This is a genomic window from Pseudideonella sakaiensis, from assembly GCF_048320135.1.
Taxonomy (GTDB): domain Bacteria; phylum Pseudomonadota; class Gammaproteobacteria; order Burkholderiales; family Burkholderiaceae_C; genus Ideonella_A; species Ideonella_A sakaiensis_A.
The window spans coordinates 3,511,807-3,528,586 of the sequence record NZ_CP182947.1 but is presented as its reverse complement, the minus strand read 5'-3'; the positions used below and the strand labels follow the sequence as shown (position 1 = coordinate 3,528,586).

The 16,780-nt window shown below is 65.9% G+C and carries 13 protein-coding genes; 5 read left to right on the top strand and 8 right to left on the bottom strand.

Features of this window, described 5'->3' with window-relative positions:
- Positions 1-45: 45 nt before the first annotated feature.
- Genes accC through ACNH6H_RS16115 form a run of 4 tightly spaced genes read left to right on the top strand, consistent with a single transcriptional unit; the run spans position 46 to position 4,324 of the window.
- Positions 46-1,395, top strand: a complete 1,350-nt coding sequence (gene accC, locus ACNH6H_RS16130) for an acetyl-CoA carboxylase biotin carboxylase subunit (RefSeq protein WP_418319082.1) — start codon at positions 46-48, stop codon at positions 1,393-1,395.
- A gap of 9 nt (positions 1,396-1,404) precedes the next feature.
- Entirely contained in the window at positions 1,405-2,307 is a 903-nt protein-coding gene (gene prmA, locus ACNH6H_RS16125; RefSeq protein WP_418319080.1) for a 50S ribosomal protein L11 methyltransferase, read from the top strand.
- Between the two features lie 23 nt (positions 2,308-2,330).
- A complete protein-coding gene (locus ACNH6H_RS16120) occupies positions 2,331-3,368 on the top strand; it encodes a zinc-ribbon and DUF3426 domain-containing protein (protein ID WP_418319078.1) in 1,038 nt (345 codons plus the stop codon).
- A 50-nt stretch (positions 3,369-3,418) separates the two neighbouring features.
- Positions 3,419-4,324: a carbohydrate kinase family protein gene (locus ACNH6H_RS16115; RefSeq protein WP_418319076.1), complete on the top strand. Its 906-nt coding sequence runs from the start codon at positions 3,419-3,421 to the stop codon at positions 4,322-4,324.
- Positions 4,325-4,410: 86 nt separating this feature from the next.
- On the opposite strand, the gene ACNH6H_RS16110 is transcribed toward ACNH6H_RS16115, so the two are convergent.
- The 8 genes from ACNH6H_RS16110 to ACNH6H_RS16075 all read right to left on the bottom strand — a co-directional run bounded on the left by ACNH6H_RS16110 (position 4,411) and on the right by ACNH6H_RS16075 (position 15,233).
- Complete coding sequence (locus ACNH6H_RS16110; protein WP_418319075.1) at positions 4,411-4,881, bottom strand: histone H1-like DNA-binding protein; 471 nt, start codon at positions 4,879-4,881, stop codon at positions 4,411-4,413.
- A 222-nt stretch (positions 4,882-5,103) separates the two neighbouring features.
- The gene (locus ACNH6H_RS16105; protein ID WP_418319073.1) at positions 5,104-6,354 is read right to left on the bottom strand and encodes a ribonucleotide-diphosphate reductase subunit beta; all 1,251 of its coding nucleotides are present in this window, start codon (positions 6,352-6,354) and stop codon (positions 5,104-5,106) included.
- Between the two features lie 200 nt (positions 6,355-6,554).
- Positions 6,555-9,452, bottom strand: a complete 2,898-nt coding sequence (locus tag ACNH6H_RS16100; RefSeq protein WP_418319072.1) for a ribonucleoside-diphosphate reductase subunit alpha — start codon at positions 9,450-9,452, stop codon at positions 6,555-6,557.
- Between the two features lie 522 nt (positions 9,453-9,974).
- Entirely contained in the window at positions 9,975-10,580 is a 606-nt protein-coding gene (ampD, locus tag ACNH6H_RS16095) for a 1,6-anhydro-N-acetylmuramyl-L-alanine amidase AmpD (RefSeq protein ID WP_418319071.1), read from the bottom strand.
- A gap of 15 nt (positions 10,581-10,595) precedes the next feature.
- Positions 10,596-12,128, bottom strand: a complete 1,533-nt coding sequence (locus ACNH6H_RS16090) for a sigma-54-dependent transcriptional regulator (RefSeq protein ID WP_418319070.1) — start codon at positions 12,126-12,128, stop codon at positions 10,596-10,598.
- A gap of 42 nt (positions 12,129-12,170) precedes the next feature.
- Positions 12,171-14,108 carry a sensor histidine kinase gene (locus ACNH6H_RS16085; RefSeq protein ID WP_418319069.1) on the bottom strand — a complete coding sequence of 646 codons (1,938 nt, stop codon included), beginning with the start codon at positions 14,106-14,108 and terminating at the stop codon, positions 12,171-12,173.
- Entirely contained in the window at positions 14,101-14,358 is a 258-nt protein-coding gene (locus ACNH6H_RS16080; RefSeq protein WP_418319067.1) for a PP0621 family protein, read from the bottom strand. Before ACNH6H_RS16080 ends, ACNH6H_RS16085 begins: the two co-directional genes overlap by 8 nt.
- A gap of 20 nt (positions 14,359-14,378) precedes the next feature.
- Positions 14,379-15,233 carry a cytochrome C assembly family protein gene (locus ACNH6H_RS16075; RefSeq protein WP_418319065.1) on the bottom strand — a complete coding sequence of 285 codons (855 nt, stop codon included), beginning with the start codon at positions 15,231-15,233 and terminating at the stop codon, positions 14,379-14,381.
- Between the two features lie 48 nt (positions 15,234-15,281).
- Here ACNH6H_RS16075 and ffh point away from each other — a divergent pair, with 48 nt between their 5' ends.
- Positions 15,282-16,673, top strand: coding sequence for a signal recognition particle protein (gene ffh, locus ACNH6H_RS16070; RefSeq protein WP_418319064.1), 1,392 nt, complete (start codon positions 15,282-15,284; stop codon positions 16,671-16,673).
- The last annotated feature ends 107 nt before the right edge of the window (positions 16,674-16,780 follow it).

Sequence of the window (16,780 nt, the reverse complement as noted above, 5' to 3'; positions counted from 1 at the left end):
CCCCTTCGATGGCCCTCGCCGCTGGCGATTGAGCCGAGGCCCCCTATGTTCAAGAAGATACTGATTGCAAACCGGGGCGAGATCGCCCTTCGCATCCAGCGCGCCTGTCGCGAGATGGGCATCAAGTCGGTTGTCGTCTATTCCGAGGCCGACCGCGATGCCAAATATGTGAAGCTCGCCGACGAAGCCGTCTGCATCGGACCGCCGCCGTCGGCCGCCAGCTATCTCAACATGCCGGCGATCATCTCGACCGCCGAAGTCACCGACGCCGAAGCGATCCACCCTGGCTACGGCTTCCTGTCCGAAAACGCCGATTTCGCCGAACGCGTCGAGCGCAGCGGTTTCACCTTCATCGGGCCGACGCCGGAATCGATACGGATGATGGGCGACAAGGTGGTCGCGAAGCAGACGATGATCCGCACCGGCGTGCCTTGCGTGCCGGGTTCGGATGGCGCGCTGCCCGAAGACACCAAGGAATGCATCCGGCAGGCCCGCGCAATCGGCTATCCGGTGATCATCAAGGCGGCCGGCGGCGGCGGCGGCCGTGGCATGCGCGTCGTCCATACCGAGGCGGCGCTGATCCATGCCATCCAGACCACGCGGGCCGAAGCCGGGGCGGCTTTCTCCAATCCCGAGGTCTACATGGAGAAATTCCTCGAGAACCCGCGCCACATCGAGATCCAGGTGATGGCCGACCAGCACAAGAATGCGGTCTGGCTTGGCGAACGCGACTGCTCGATGCAGCGCCGGCATCAGAAGATCATCGAGGAAGCCCCGGCGCCAGGTATCGCCCGCCGCATCATCGAGCGCATCGGCGACCGCTGTGCGACCGCCTGCAAGAAGATCGGCTACCGCGGCGCCGGCACCTTCGAGTTTCTGTACGAAAACGGCGAGTTCTATTTCATCGAGATGAATACCCGGGTGCAGGTCGAGCACCCGGTGACGGAGATGGTGTCCGGCATCGACATCGTGCAGATGCAGATCCGCGTTGCCGCCGGCGAAAAGCTGCCATTCACGCAGCGGCAGATCCAGATGCGTGGCCATTCGATCGAATGCCGCATCAATGCCGAGGACCCGTTCAAATTTACGCCGTCACCTGGCCGGATCACCACCTGGCACGCACCGGGCGGACCGGGCGTGCGCGTCGATTCACACGCCTATGCAAACTATGTCGTGCCGTCGAACTACGATTCGATGATCGGCAAGATCATCGTCCATGGCGATACCCGCGACCAGGCGCTGGCGCGGATGAGAATCGCATTATCGGAAACCGTCGTCGAGGGCATCCTGACCAATATCCCGCTGCACCGCGAACTGATGGTCGATGCCAAGTTCATCGAGGGTGGCACGAACATCCACTACCTCGAAGGCTGGATGGCCTCGCACAAGCGCTGAAGGGCGAACGTGGTCGAACTGCAACTGGTGGTGCCGGAAAGCCTCGTCGAGAGCGTTTCGGATGCGCTGATCGATGAGTTGTCTGCACTGTCGGTCTCGGTCGAGGATGCTGACGCCGACACCTCCGCCGAGCAGGCGCTGTTCGGCGAGCCGGGCATGCCACCGCCGCGTGGCGGCTGGCAGCGGTCGACCGTCAAGGCCTTGTTCGACGACGAGGCCGCGGCGACCGACGCGACCACGCTGCTGCTCGCCCAGGACTGGGCCGAAGGCGTCGAGTTGCGCAGCATCACCGAGGTCGCGGAGCAGGACTGGGTGCGGCTGACACAGTCGCAGTTTGCGCCGGTCGAGATCACCGCCAGTTTCTGGATCGTGCCGAGCTGGCACGAGCCACCGCCGCAGGCAACTTGCGTGATCCGGCTCGACCCGGGCCTGGCCTTCGGCACCGGCACTCACCCGACGACGCGGATGTGCCTGCGCTGGATCGCGACCCATGCGGCCAGGTCGGCGGCGGGTTGGGACCGCGTGCTCGATTACGGTTGCGGGTCGGGCATTCTCGCGATCGGCGCCGCGCTGCACGGCGCGCGCAGCATCGATGCGCTCGACATCGATCCGGAAGCCGTCGAGTCGACAAAAGCCAATGCGCAGGCGAACGGTGTCGAACTGCGTGCCGGCCTGCCCGAGCTGGCCGACGGCCGCTATCCGCTGGTCCTCGCGAATATCCTGGCCACGCCGCTGAAGCTGCTGGCACCGTTGCTGAGCGGCCACCTGGCGCCCGGCGGGCAGCTGGTGCTGGCCGGCATCCTCGAACGCCAGGCCGAGGAACTGCAGGCCGCCTATGCGCCATGGCTTTCGCTGCGGGTCAGCGATGCCGAGGACGGCTGGATCCTGATGACCGCGACCGCGGCGACCTGAACCACACCGGAGCGCGCACCGCGATGAGCCTGGCCACCCGATGCAGCGCCTGCGGAACGATTTTCCGCGTCGTCGACGATCAGCTGAAGGTGTCCGACGGCTGGGTTCGCTGCGGACGCTGCGACACGGTATTCGACGCGCTCGACGGCATGGTCGATCTCGACGATCGCCAGCAGCCTGCCGGCCAGACGGCCGACCGGGCGGGCTCCGACGAGCTTGACTCGGATCACGGTTTCAGCGCCGAGCCTGATCCGATCGATACCCACCAGCTGCTGCTGCGCGAGGCCGAAGAAGACCACCGCTCGGCGTCCGATCCACTGCCGGCAGTGACCGACGACCCGCCGCCGCGACCGCTCGACCTGGACCTCGACGATGCCGAAGCGGCTGCGCTCGCGGCGGGGCGCCCGGCATTCGAGCCGCCGGCCGCCGGGCCAGCACCCACAGACGCGTTGCCGATCATTGCCGACCAGCCCGAGCCCTCCGCGTCGGGCAAGGCCCTTGCCAGCGCTGCCTGGCCGGCGCCGACCCCCGCCGCGGCGAGCCGGCCACCGAGCTTCATGCGGCGCGCCGACCGCGAGGCGAAATGGAGCAGCCCGGCGATGCGCGCGGCGCTGATCGGCAGCTCGCTGATCCTCGTGCTGATGTTGCTGCTGCAGGTGGTTTACCACGAGCGCGACGCGATCGCCGCGCGGTCGCCGTTGGCCGGCGACTGGTTGCGCAGTGCCTGCGCGCGCTGGGATTGCCGCATCGATGCACCGCGCAAGATCCGCGACGTGACGATCGACAACAGTGCCTTGACGAAACTGGCCGATCGGGCCGATGCGGCGCGACTGAGCCTGACGATGCGCAACCGCAGCAACGACACGCTGGCAATGCCGGCGGTCGAACTGAGCCTGACCGACTTCGAAGGCCGGCTGATCGCCAGGAAAGCGCTGCTGCCGAGCGACTTCCGGATCGAGCCGCCGGTGCTCGCCGCCAATTCGGATCTGCCGGTGCAGATCGTCGTCAGCGCCGGCGAGCGTCGCATTGCCGGCTATACCGTCGAATTGTTCTACCCCTGAACCCCAGGCGCGCGACCGGCGCGCCGATTCCCCCTTTTTCTGGAGCAGCCATGCCGGCCTTGATTTGCGGATCCCTTGCGTTCGACACCATCACCACCTTCCCGGGTCGCTTCGCGCAGCAGATCCTGCCCGACCAGGTGCACATCCTGAATGTCAGTTTTCTGGTGCCGACGCTGCGCCGCGAATTCGGCGGCTGCGCCGGCAACATCGCCTACAACCTGCGCGGCATCGGCGGCCAGCCGGTGGTGATGGCGGCGGTCGGCAGCGACGGCCAGGAGTATGTCGCCCGCCTTGCCGAATGGGGCGTCGATACCAGCCATGTCGCCGAAGTCGCCGACAGCTATACCGCGCAGGCGATCATCATCACGGATACCGACAACAACCAGATCACCGCATTTCACCCTGGCGCGATGCAGTCGGCGCACCAGACGGCGGTGCCGGCACGTGATGACCTGAAGATCGCGATCATTGCGCCGGATGGTCGTGACGCGATGCTGCAGCATGCCGAGCAACTGGCGAAGGCCAACATCCCGTTCATCTTCGACCCGGGCCAGGGCCTGCCGATGTTCGATGGCGCCGAACTGCGGCGTTTTGTCGAGCAGGCGAGCTGGGTCGCGCTGAACGACTACGAAGCGAAGATGCTCTGCGACCGCACCGGCGAATCGCTCGAATCGATGTCTCGATCGAAACTGCGCGGCGTCGTCGTCACGCTCGGCCCCGACGGCTGCGAGATCTGGGAACAGGGGCAGCGAAGCCACATTGCCGGCGTCGCTGCGACCGAAGTGGTCGACCCGACCGGCTGCGGCGACGCCTTCCGTGCAGCGCTGCTGTACGGGCTGGAACGCGATTGGCCGCTGGCACGCTGCGCCGAACTCGGCAACCGGCTCGGCGCGTTGAAGATCGCCGAGCGCGGCGGTCAGAACCACGCGATCGACCGCAGCGCCCTCGGCCTGTAAGCAGCCGGGCGGCGCGCGTCCACGGCCGCCGCGTCGGCCAAGAAAAAACCCGGCCGAAGCCGGGTTGAGTTTGCTCGACCGAACGGTCAGGGCTTGTTGCCGGTCGGAAACGGCCAGGCCGCTTGCGGGCTCAGCGACGTCTTCGCAGCGGGCGCAGGCGCAGGGGCACCAGCGGGAGCGGCAGCGGGCGCTTTCTTTGCCGCCTTCTTCGATGCCGGCTTCTTCGCCGCAGCCTTCTTCGCAGGCGCCTTCTTCGCAGCCGCCTTCTTGGCCGGAGCCTTCTTCGCCGGTGCCGCCTTCTTCGCAGGCGCCTTCTTCGCTGCAGTCTTCTTCGCAGGTGCCTTCTTCGCCGCCGCCTTCTTGGCCGGTGCCTTCTTCGCAGCGACCTTCTTCGCCGGTGCCTTCTTCGCAGCGACCTTCTTCGCCGGCGCCTTCTTGGCCGCCGCCTTCTTGGCCGGTGCCTTCTTCGCAGCGGCCTTCTTGGCCGGCGCTTTCTTAGCCGGCGCCTTCTTCGCCGGCGCCTTCTTGGCCGAAGCGGCCTTCTTTGCAGTTGCCATTAGATTTCTCCTTGATCAAGTGGAAAAAACACTGCCGGACGCCTGCAAAAAATTGCCGAGGCCTGGCAGCTATTCACCACCCAGCGCTTTGCCCCTCAGGGTGCGCCTGGTGCGGTGAATCTGAGACACCTCGCCCGCAGCGCTTCTGCGTCGCTGCATCGCGGGGTGAAAATCTTCTTGATCCATCTTTGTGCACGACCCAATCTCCGCGGGTTTGTGCAATCAGTCCCACGACAACGCGCCGCCGGACTGGTATTCGATGACGCGAGTCTCGAAAAAATTCCGCTCCTTTTTCAGATCGATCATTTCACTCATCCACGGGAAGGGGTTTTCCTCGTTCGGGAACAACTCCTCCAGCCCGATCTGCGTTGCTCGCCGGTTCGCGATGTAACGCAGATAACCCTTGAACATCGATGCGTTCATGCCGAGCACGCCGCGCGGCATCGTGTCTTCGGCGTAGCGGTATTCGAGCTCGACCGCCTTCAGGAACAAGGCCTTGACCTCGGCCTTGAACGCCGGCGTCCACAGCTGCGGGTTCTCGAGCTTGATCTGGTTGATCAGGTCGATGCCGAAGTTGCAGTGCATCGACTCGTCGCGCAGGATGTACTGGTACTGCTCGGCAGCACCGGTCATCTTGTTCTGCCGGCCGAGCGCGAGGATCTGCGTGAAGCCGACGTAGAAGAACAGGCCTTCCATCAGGCAGGCAAACACGATCAGGCTCTTCAGCAAAGTCTGGTCGTTCTGCGGCGTACCGGTCTCGAAGTTCGGATCCATGATCGCCTCGATGAAGGGGATCAGGAATTCGTCCTTGTCGCGGATCGACGAGACCTCGTGGTAGGCGTTGAAGATCTCGCTCTCGTCGAGCCCGAGCGATTCGACGATGTACTGGTAGGCGTGCGTGTGGATCGCCTCCTCGAAGGCCTGGCGCAGCAGAAACTGGCGGCACTCCGGTGCGGTGATGTGGCGGTAGGTGCCGAGGACGATGTTGTTCGCCGCCAGCGAATCGGCGGTGACGAAGAAGCCGAGGTTGCGCTTGATGATGCGCCGCTCGTCTTCCGACAGGCCGTTCGGATCCTTCCAGGTCGCGATATCGCGCGACATGTTGATCTCCTGCGGCATCCAGTGGTTCGAGCAGGTGGCGAGGTATTTTTCCCACGCCCACTTGTATTTGAACGGCACCAGCTGGTTGACGTCGGTGCGGCCGTTGATGATGCGTTTGTCGGCCGCCTTCACGCGGCCGGTGGCAGGCGCCTGCGCCTTTGCTTCGCCAGCTGCAGCGGCAGCAGGAAGCGTCTGAAGATTCAATGCCGGCGAGGCAACGAAGGCACTCGACTGATCGACCGGCGTTGCTGAAGTGGAGGATGAAGACAGTGACGAGGACATCCCGCGGGCAGTGCTCGTTGAAGACGGCTTTTGCGCGGGGCTCGGTGTGTGTGATGTCGAGGGGTTTGTTTCTTCTTCCCAGACCAACATGGTGTCTTTCCTAAGTCGTTCAATTATCGGAGTGTTGCGTTCAAACACCAAGCAAATCTTGACATTCGTGCTGTCTCATGAATCGCTGATGTTGCTCTATTGCATCGAGCATCGAAGCGATCGACGTGGTGTCGATCGCAGCCGCATCAGTGCATCGCATCAAAGCGGATCGACATCGCTGCCGATCCGCTTCGCACGACTCACTGGCAGGCTTCGCAACCGGGGTCGTCGATCGCGCAGAACTTGATGTCGGTGGCGGCTTCGGTGCCGACTTCGACATGCTCGGCAGGCTTGGCCGCCGCTTGCGTCGATGCTGCCGAAGCACCACTGTCGACGGCATTCATGCGGCCGCTCTTGACGGTCGATTTCTCGGCGTGTGTCGCGCCGACGGTGCGCAGGTAGTAGGTGGTTTTCAGGCCGCGCAGCCAGGCCAGCTTGTAGGTCTCGTCGAGCTTCTTGCCCGACGCGCCGGCCATGTAGATGTTCAGCGACTGCGCCTGGTCGATCCACTTCTGGCGCCGCGCTGCTGCCTCGACCAGCCACTGCGTCTCGATCTCGAATGCGGTTGCGTACAGGTCCTTCAGATCCTCCGGCACACGGTCGATGCGGCGCAGCGAACCGTCGAAGTGCTTCAGGTCCATCACCATCACGTCGTCCCACAGGCCGAGCTTCTTCAGGTCACGGACCAGGTACTCGTTGAGCAGTGTGAACTCGCCGGACAGATTCGACTTGACCGACAGGTTGCCGAACGACGGCTCGATCGATGCGCTGACGCCGACGATGTTCGAGATCGTTGCGGTCGGCGCGATCGCGACGCAGTTGCTGTTGCGCATGCCGTGGGCGGCAATGCGCTGGCGCAGCGCATCCCAGTCGAGCGTGCTGCTGCGGTCGACCTCGACGTGGCCGCCACGCGACTGGCTCAGCAGGTCGAGCGAATCGATCGGCAGGATGCCGCGATCCCACAGCGAGCCGCGGTAGCTCGAGTAGCGGCCACGCTCGGCGGCCAGCTCGGTCGACGCCCAGTAGGCGTGGTAGCAGACGGCTTCCATCGAGCGATCGGCAAAGGCCACCGCCTCCTCCGACGCATACGGCACGCGCAGTTCGTACAAGGCATCCTGGAATCCCATGATGCCGAGGCCGACCGGCCGGTGCCGCAGGTTCGAGTCGCGCGCCTTCTTGACCGCGTAGTAGTTGATGTCGATCACGTTGTCGAGCATGCGCATCGCGGTCGCGACGGTGCGCTTCAGCTTGGCCTGGTCGATCTGCCCGTCGACGACGTGCTGCACCAGGTTCACCGAGCCGAGGTTGCAGACCGCGATTTCGGTCTCGCTGGTATTCAGCGTGATCTCGGTGCACAGGTTGCTCGAATGGACGACGCCGACATGCTGCTGCGGCGAACGCACGTTGCAGGCATCCTTGAAGGTGATCCACGGATGGCCGGTCTCGAACAGCATCGACAGCATCTTGCGCCACAGGTCGCGCGCCGGCATCGTCTTGAAGAGCTTGATCTCGCCACGCGCCGCCTTGTCCTCGTAGGCGGTATAGGCGTCGACGAAGTCCTTGCCGAACTTGTCGTGCAGGTCCGGGCAGGTGCTCGGCGAGAACAGCGTCCAGTTGCCGCCGTCGATCACCCGCTGCATGAACAGGTCCGGGATCCAGTTGGCGGTATTCATGTCGTGCGTGCGCCGACGGTCGTCACCGGTGTTCTTGCGCAGCTCGAGGAATTCCTCGATGTCGAGGTGCCAGGTTTCCAGGTAGGCGCAGACCGCACCCTTGCGCTTGCCGCCCTGATTCACCGCCACCGCGGTGTCGTTGACGACCTTCAGGAACGGCACGACACCCTGGCTCTTGCCGTTGGTGCCCTTGATGTGGGAGCCGAGCGCGCGCACATTGGTCCAGTCGTTGCCGAGACCGCCGGCAAACTTCGACAGCAGCGCGTTTTCCTTCAGCGCCTCGTAGATGCCGTCGAGGTCGTCGCTGACGGTCGTCAGGTAGCAGCTCGACAGCTGCGAGCGACGGGTGCCGGAATTGAACAGCGTCGGCGTGCTGCTCATGAAGTCGAAGCTCGACAGCACCTCGTAGAACTCGATCGCCCGCGCCTCGCGGTCGATCTCGTTCAGCGACAGACCCATCGACACGCGCATATAGAAAGCCTGCGGCAACTCGATGCGCACGTCCGAGACATGCAGGAAATAGCGGTCGTACAGCGTCTGCAGGCCGAGGTAGTCGAACTGCATGTCACGTTCAGGCTTCAGCGCCGCGCCGAGCCGCGCCAGGTCGAACTGCAGCAGCTTCTCGTCGAGCAGTTCGGCCTGTACGCCCTTCTTGATGAAGGCCGGGAAATAGTCGGCATAACGTGTCGCCATTTCCGAATGCAGCACCTCTTCACCGAGGATCTCCTTGCGGATCGTGTGCAGCAACAGGCGCGCGGTGACCCGGTTGTAGCCCGGATCCTTCTCGATCAGCGTGCGCGCGGCGAGGATCGCCGCCTTGTGGACTTCGTCGATCGGCACGCCGTCGTACAGGTTGCGCCGCGTCTCCTGCAGGATCGGCTCCGGACGCACCTCGCTGCCGAGGTCTTCGCAGGCCGAACTGACCAGGGTCTGCAGGCGGGCCCAGTCGAGCGGCATGCGCTGGCCACGGTCGGTGACCTGCAGTTCGGCCTCGGCCGGCGTCGCCGGCACGCCCTGGCGCGCACGCTCCTGGGTGCGGCGCTCGCGGTACAACACATAGGCACGCGCCACTTCATGGTGGCCACCACGCATCAGGCCGAGCTCGACCTGGTCCTGCACATCCTCGATGTGGAAGGTGCCGCCACCGGGCCGCGAACGCAGCAGGCCGCGCACGACCGACTCGGTCAGCCCGTCGACAGTCTCGCGCACGCTCGCCGACGCTGCACCTTGCGTTCCATGAACCGCCAGGAAGGCCTTCATCAGCGCCACCGCAATCTTGTTCGGCTCGAACGAGACGACCGCGCCATTGCGGCGGATGATCTGGTAGCCCTGGTAGGCAGAGGTCTGGCTCGATGCGGCCGGATGTGCGGCCGTCGTCTTCGCGGGTTGGATGTCGGCGGTGGCTGTCGGTGAAGAGGTTTGCATGTCTGGTGCGCCTGTTTCAGATTTCAGGGTGGATCGGCGGCTTCAACGCTGCGCGGGCAACGATTGAAGCGGGAAAATGGTGTCCGTCGGCAGCCGGTCGGCGGCGGTGGCGGTCGAATCGCGCGGCAGACCAACCGGTCTTTCCGCTGCGCGGCCAGAGGCCGTTGCCGAGCCGCCGTCAGCGCTGCCGACCGAGGCCTGCAAAGGCCTTGATGGAGCGCGGTCTGGAGGATTGAAGGATACCACGAGAGACACTATATCTAGGGGCTGTAGGCACCACAAGCACTACCGCTAGCGTCCGGCTTGAAAAGTTTTCAACACTCGACCAACCCGCCGGAAGTCGTCTCGCCTCCGCTTGGAAGCGCCCTTGCGGCGCTTTTCAACTGATGACTGGCAACGCGGGCCAGGAGCCTTTTGCCTGCTGCATCTGCGGCCGAAATCCGTTTGCAGGCCGCGTTGTTGCTTGCTTGCGAATCAGCATCGGCGAACCCGCTGCAGCCGTGCCAGCGGCATCAACCGAGCTCACGCCTTCGGGAAACTCCCAGTCTCCAATCCGCCGCACAACGGCGGAAAACGCCGCCGCGGCCAGCCGGTTCGATGTGCGAGTTCGAGCCAGTCGAATCCCGCGCCCGGGTCGCCCTTGCGGCCCGGCGCAACATGTTCGTGTCCGACCACCTCGCGCAGCGGATAGCGGCGCGCGAGTGCACGCAGCAGCCGGCACAGCACCGGATACTGGCGCGCGTCGAAACGCTCGCCTTCGAGGCCTTCGAGCTCGATGCCGATCGAGAAGTCATTGCAATTGTCGGCACCGCGCCAGTGCGAGGCGCCGGCATGCCAGGCGCGCCGCTCGCACGAGACGAACTGCATCAGTCGGCCGCTGCGACGGATCACGAAATGGGCCGACACCTCGACACCGCGCAGGCCGTCGAAATACGGGTGTTCGTCGCAGTCGAGGCGGTTCGTGAACAGCCGCTCGATGGCATCGCCCTGGTAGATGCCGGGCGGAAGACTGATCGAGTGCAGCACCACCAGCCACGGCGAGACGCCCGCCGGGCGCGGCCCGTGGTTTGGCGACGGCCGGGGTTTGGCCCGCTGATACCAGCCGTCGATCCAGCTCGCCCGGCGCATCAGCGCTGCCGCCGCTCAGCCATGGTCGCTGCCGTCGCCGCCTGCCTCATTGCCGACGCCGATGTTCAGCCGCGCCATCCGGTAGCGCATCTGGCGCAGCGACAGCCCGAGGCTGGCGCCGGCCGCGGTGCGGTTGAAGCGGTGCCGCTCCAGCGCACGCAGCAGGATGTCGCGCTCGACCTGGTCGAGGTAGGCCTCGAGGTTGCTCGGCAGCGCCACCACGGCCGCATCGGCGGCCGGGGCCGCAGGAGGCGGTGGCAGCAGATCGACATCGGCATCACCCGAGTCGCTGATATCGACATCGGGCAAGCCCAGATCGGCCACGTCGATCACGGTGCCGTCGGCCAACGCAACGACGCGGTGCAGCAGGTTCTCCAGTTCGCGGACATTGCCGGGAAACTGGTAGCGGGCCAGCCGAGCCAGCGCGTCGGCGCTCAGGCTCGGCGCCGGACTGACACCGGCCTCAACGGTGATGCGTTCCAGCATCTGCGCGGCGATCTCGGGCAGATCGACGACCCGTTCGCGCAGCGGTGGCACGCGAATACGGATCACGTTCAGGCGATAAAACAGGTCCTGGCGGAAGCGGCCGGCCTGCACTTCGTCGGTCAGTTCCTTGTGGGTGGCGCTGAGCAGGCGCACATCGACCGGCTGTTCGGCGACCGCGCCGACCGGGCGCACCGCCCGCTCCTGGATCGCGCGCAGCAATTTGCTCTGCATCGCCAGCGGCAGATCGCCGATTTCGTCGAGAAACAAGGTGCCGCCGCTGGCGGCCTGGAAAAAGCCGGCCCGGTCCTCGGCGGCACCAGTAAAAGCACCTTTGCGGTAGCCGAAAAACTCGGCCTCGAGCAACTGCTCGGGAATTGCGCCGCAATTGACCGCTACAAACGGCTGCCCCTGGCGTGCGCTGACTTCATGGATCGCGCGCGCCACCAATTCCTTGCCGGTGCCCGATTCACCCTGCACCAGCACCGGCGCCATGCTGCGCGCAACCTTGTGGATCAGCGCGCGCACTTCCTGCATCGCTGCCGACGCGCCGGCCATCCGCGCCAGCGAGGCACTGGCCGGTGCCGCGGCACGGCGCTGCGGTCGTGTGGTGGCCGTCGGCGACGCGGCACCGGAAGAAGAGATCGAAAGCGGCGTGGCGCGTGCACCGGCCAGTGCCGACGCGACGGCGATCCGGAACTGCTTCAGATCGACCGGCTTGGTCAGATAGTCGTAGGCACCGGCCTTCAGCGCCTCGACGGCATTTTCGGCCGAGCCGTAGGCGGTGATGACCAGCGCCTTTTCGGCACGCCCGGTTTCCTCGAGGTGGTGCAGCAGATCGAGGCCGCTGCCATCGGGCAGCCGCATGTCGGTGATGATCGCGTCGTACTGGCGTTCAGCCAGCCGCGCCATCGCCTGCCCGACATCGCCGGCGGTATCGATGCGGTAGCCCTCGCGCACCAGCGTCAGTTCGTACAGCGTGCGCAGGTCGGGTTCATCATCGACAACCAGCAGGCTGAAACCGGCGGCTTCGGCGCCGGCGCGGGGGCGCGTCTGTTCAGTCAAGGCAGCAGCTTCCATCGATGGTCGAAACCGGACATCCGGCGATCATCGCACCACCGCCAGCTGGTCGACATCGGCCGAACCGTCCGACAAGGCCGCACGCTTCATCACGACCGAAAAATCATTGCGGTTCGGCTCGCCGGCCGGGCGGGTCCGGTATTCGATCATTGCGCCGTAGCGCTCGCACAGTTCGCGACAGATATACAGGCCCAGACCGGTGCCGCGGCTGCGGGTCGAAAAAAACGGCTCGAACAGAAAGCGCTCGACGTCCGGCGCAATCGGATCACCATCGCTGGCCACGCTGAGCACCGCGCGTTGTCCATCGGCCGCGAACAGCCGCAGCACCACCGACCCGGGCGCGCCACTGGCATGCCGCCTGGCGTTGTCAAGCAGGTTGATCAGCACCCGGCGCAGGTGGTCCGGATCGAATACCGCGCCGAGCGGCTCTGCCGGCAGATCGGCCTGCACCGGGCAGCCCCGGCCCGGTCGCAAGCCAGCCGCAGCTGCCCATTCGCGAAATGCCGCGCCGCACAGCGCGCTCAGATCGATGACGCCGGCTGCATGGGCACGGCCCGGCGCCACTTCCATCACGTCGTCGACGATGCGTTTCAGCCGCTCGACGTTCTCGCGCACCATCTTCGTCAGCTGGCGCTGTGCCGGCGAGGTGGCATCCTCCTCGAGCAGCGAATTGGCCTGTGCGATCGCCGCCAGCGGATTGCGGATCTCGTGTGCGATGCCGGCCGAGACGCGGCCCATCGCGGCCAGCTTTTCCTGCCGCACCCGCGCCTGCAGGTTGCGCAGGTCCTCGAGCAGCAGCACGCAATAGTCCTCGATCGACTGCAGGTCGCCGCGCTTCGCAAACCGAACCCGCAGCCGCACGGTGCGGCTCAGCCCGGGGTCGAAGCGGATCACGACATCGCGGCCCTCCTCAGGCCAGCTGGCATCGGCAAATGCCCGCTCGACGCTGGCGATCAGCCCCTGCCAGGCCTCGAGGCCATGCAGCTCGAACGGCGCCGGCCGGCACATGCCCTGCACCGCGAGCAGACGGCGCGCCGCCGGATTCGCCGCGCGAACGCGGCCGCGGCGGTCGACGACCAGCACGCCGTCCTGCATTTCCTCGATCACCAGGCGGTTCAGCTGCTCCTGCTGCCGCGCCAGTTCGAGGCTGCCGCGTGCCGCCGTTTCTTCCCGCGCCAGCCGGCCGGCCAATTCGCCGGCGAGCACCGCGATCACGAACAGGCCGCTGCCGGCAAGTCCGGCCTGGGTCAGCAGGTTGGCGACCTCGCCCCCGCTGACGTCGATCCACGCAAAAAACAGCAGCAGCAGCGTCACCGCCGCGCTGGTCGCCAGCGCCATCAGCCGAGGCGTCAATACGCCGGCCATCAGCACCGGCAGCACCAGCAGCGCCGAATAATTGAAACCGCCGCCCGGCGACATCATGTGCAGCGTCATGAAGCAGACGATGTCGATGCCGATCGATGCCAGCCACTGCGGGTTCTGCGGCCGTGCCAGCGTCTTCGGCGATTCGACGCGGCCGAAGCGCGGCAACAGCCACATGCTCAGTGCCCAGGCGGCATAAAACACGCTGACGATGATCGTCAATTCGGTCGGCCGGATGCCGAACAGCCCGGTCAGCGCCAGCATCGCAATCAGGATCACGCCGATTGCCGCGCGGGCGCCGAGAAATACGCGGTAGATGCGCTGGAATGCGGTCAGCCGCGGCTGGGTCAGCCGGCGCTGCAGAAACCGCGAGTCGGCGGCGGCCCGTTCGCCACTGCCCCAGTCGGCAGCAAAGCGCGACTCGTCGCCAGCCGGCGATGAATCCGCAGACAAGCTGTCGGCGCCGGCAATCCACGCGGCACTGCCTTGATCGTGCGGGCGCGGCGTCGCGCGCCGGTCGATGCGGCGACGATCGCCGGGCAAGCGGTTCGTCGCAGGCGCCGGCCGCGCGCCGGTCGCGCGCCGATCCTGCGGATCAGCCACCAGCGTCTTCCCTCGCCTCGAAACGTGCGCGGTGTTCCTCGCTGCAGAAGACGCCGCCCTTGCCGGGCAGCGCCTCGTCGCGCGGCAGGTGCAGCCCGCACAGCGCGCAGGCCAGCATCACCGGCTTGCCGGCATCTTCGGGCCTGCCAGCCGGCCGCGAGCGCGCATCCTTGCTCGCAGCGGAACCGCGCAGCGCCTTCGTCAGAAAAACCACCAGCAGGATGAAAAGGATCAGCAGCAGGTACTTCATCGGCAAACTCCGGTCTCGCGTCAGGCAGGCAGCGCCGGCCGCTGCAGCAGCACCTCGATCACGAAGCGCGAGCCAACATAGGCGAGCAGCAGCAGCACCGCGCCGATATACAGCCAGCGGGTCGCGCTCGGTCCGCGCCAGCCGAAAGAGCGACGGCCGACCAAGAGGCCGGCAAAAACCGCCCAGCCGAGCACCGAAAAAATCGCCTTGTGGTCCCAGCGCCAGGGCGATGCAAACCACCAGCCGAGTGCGACCGCGGCGGTCAGCGTGACAAAACCTGCCTCGACAAAACGGAAGGTCAGCCGTTCCAGCCGCAGCAGCGGCAGCCCGAGCGGCGCACCGCCGCCGACCTGCTGCTTCGAGCGCATCTGCCGGTCGGCGCGGTTCAGCAGGCTCGCATGCAGCACCGCCGTTCCGAACAGGCCGTACGACGCGATGCCCAGCACCCAGTGCAACGGCGCCCAGCGCGATACCGTCGCGGCATGGACCTCGCCGGGAAACAGCCAGGCCAGCGCCACCGCCGCGCCGCCAAGCAGCGCCAGCGCGCGCCGTGAGCGGTCGAGCGGCAGGAAGCGGCTTTCGATCAGATAAACCGCCAGCACCAGCCACAAGGTGACGGAGAGTGCTGGCGCAAAGCCGAAGCGCGGGCCGCTTGCCGTCGCGCCGAGGCCGGTGATATCGATCACGATCGCCGCGGCATGCGCCAGCCAGCCGATGAACAGGCTGGCGCGCACCGCCGAGGCGCGCTCGGCCGACAGCGCCGCGGCAAGCAGATAGGCAAGCAGCGCAAGCGCAGTCGCGATGCCCAGCCAGGCGAACACCGACAGGCCAAGAACCGATCCACCACCGGCGGCGGCTGTGAACGATAAACTCATGCGAAGAGTGTACTTTCGCGACCCTGCCCTGGCGTCGCTCGAATTCCCATGGCATCGACCCTGACCGACCGACTGACCCGCCTCGTCAAGACGATGCGCGGGCAGGCCCGCATCACCGAAGACAACGTGCAGGAAATGATGCGCGAGGTGCGCATGGCGCTGCTCGAGGCCGACGTCGCACTGCCGGTGGTGCGCGATTTCATCGCCCGCGTAAAGGAGAAGGCGCTCGGCGCCGAAGTGATCGGCTCGCTCAATCCCGGCCAGGTGCTGGTATCGATCGTCAACCGCGAACTGGCGGCGACGATGGGCGAAGGCGTATCCGACATCAACCTCGCCGCGCAGCCGCCGGCGGTGATCCTGATGGCCGGCCTGCAGGGCGCTGGCAAGACGACAACGACCGCGAAGCTGGCCAAGCACCTGATCGAAAAACGCAAGAAGAAGGTGCTGACCGTCTCCGCCGACGTCTACCGGCCGGCGGCGATCGAACAGCTGAAACTGGTCACGAAGCAGGCCGGCGCCGAATGGTTTGCCTCCAGCAAGGATGACCAGCCGGTGGCGATTGCGCTGGCCGCGCTGGACCATGCGCGCAAGCACTATTTCGACGTGCTGCTGGTGGATACCGCGGGCCGGCTGGCGATCGACGAGGCGATGATGCGCGAGATCGCCGAGCTGCATGCCGCGGTCAAGCCGGTCGAAACGCTGTTTGTCGTCGATGCGATGCAGGGCCAGGATGCGATCAATACCGCGAAGGCCTTCAAGGAAGCGCTGCCGCTGACCGGCATCGTCCTGACCAAGATGGACGGCGACTCGCGCGGTGGTGCTGCGATGTCGGTACGCCAGATCACCGGCGCGCCGATCAAGTTTGCCGGCATCAGCGAGAAGATCGACGGCCTCGAGGTGTTTGATGCGCAACGCCACGCCGGACGCATCCTCGGCATGGGCGACATCGTTGCGCTGGTCGAGCAGGTGACGCAGGGCGTCGACATGAAGGCGGCGCAGAAGCTGGCCGACAAGGTCAAGGCCGGCGACAGCTTCGACCTGAACGACTTCCTGTCGCAGATCTCGCAGATGAAAACGATGGGCGGCCTGTCCGGCCTGATGGACAAATTGCCGAGCCAACTCGCCGGCAAGGCCGGCAAACTCGGCCAGGGCGACATGGACCGCGCCGAACGCGACGTGCGCCGCATGGAAGGCATCATCTGTTCGATGACGCCGCTCGAGCGGCGCAAGCCGGAACTGCTGAAGGCCACCCGCAAGCGCCGCATCGCCGCCGGCGCCGGTGTTCATGTGCAGGAAGTCAACCGCCTGCTGAACCAGTTCGAGCAGATGCGCGACATGATGAAGAAGATGAAGGGCGGCGGCCTGATGAAGATGATGAAACGAATGGGCGGCCTGCCCGGCATGAAAGGCATGGGCGGACCGGGCGGCGGGTTTCGCTGAGGAGGCGACCGGCCGGGGCACTGCGCTGAATGGAGATTGCCCGGCAAGGGCATTTGTTCATGATGGACGCGAAACGGCCGGGAGCGGCCGTTGTGCTTGCACGCGGG

What these genes read in the sequence shown, in the direction of transcription:
- ampD (WP_418319071.1), bottom strand. Translation starts at nt 10,580, where the DNA reads ATGCGCCGGGCGAGCTGGATCGACGGCTGGTATCAGCGGGCCAAACCC.
- ACNH6H_RS16080 (WP_418319067.1), bottom strand. Translation starts at nt 14,358, where the DNA reads ATGAAGTACCTGCTGCTGATCCTTTTCATCCTGCTGGTGGTTTTTCTG.
- ACNH6H_RS16115 (WP_418319076.1), top strand. Translation starts at nt 3,419, where the DNA reads ATGCCGGCCTTGATTTGCGGATCCCTTGCGTTCGACACCATCACCACC.
- ACNH6H_RS16075 (WP_418319065.1), bottom strand. Translation starts at nt 15,233, where the DNA reads ATGAGTTTATCGTTCACAGCCGCCGCCGGTGGTGGATCGGTTCTTGGC.
- accC (WP_418319082.1), top strand. Translation starts at nt 46, where the DNA reads ATGTTCAAGAAGATACTGATTGCAAACCGGGGCGAGATCGCCCTTCGC.
- ACNH6H_RS16110 (WP_418319075.1), bottom strand. Translation starts at nt 4,881, where the DNA reads ATGGCAACTGCAAAGAAGGCCGCTTCGGCCAAGAAGGCGCCGGCGAAG.
- ACNH6H_RS16120 (WP_418319078.1), top strand. Translation starts at nt 2,331, where the DNA reads ATGAGCCTGGCCACCCGATGCAGCGCCTGCGGAACGATTTTCCGCGTC.
- ACNH6H_RS16105 (WP_418319073.1), bottom strand. Translation starts at nt 6,354, where the DNA reads ATGTTGGTCTGGGAAGAAGAAACAAACCCCTCGACATCACACACACCG.
- ACNH6H_RS16100 (WP_418319072.1), bottom strand. Translation starts at nt 9,452, where the DNA reads ATGCAAACCTCTTCACCGACAGCCACCGCCGACATCCAACCCGCGAAG.
- ffh (WP_418319064.1), top strand. Translation starts at nt 15,282, where the DNA reads ATGGCATCGACCCTGACCGACCGACTGACCCGCCTCGTCAAGACGATG.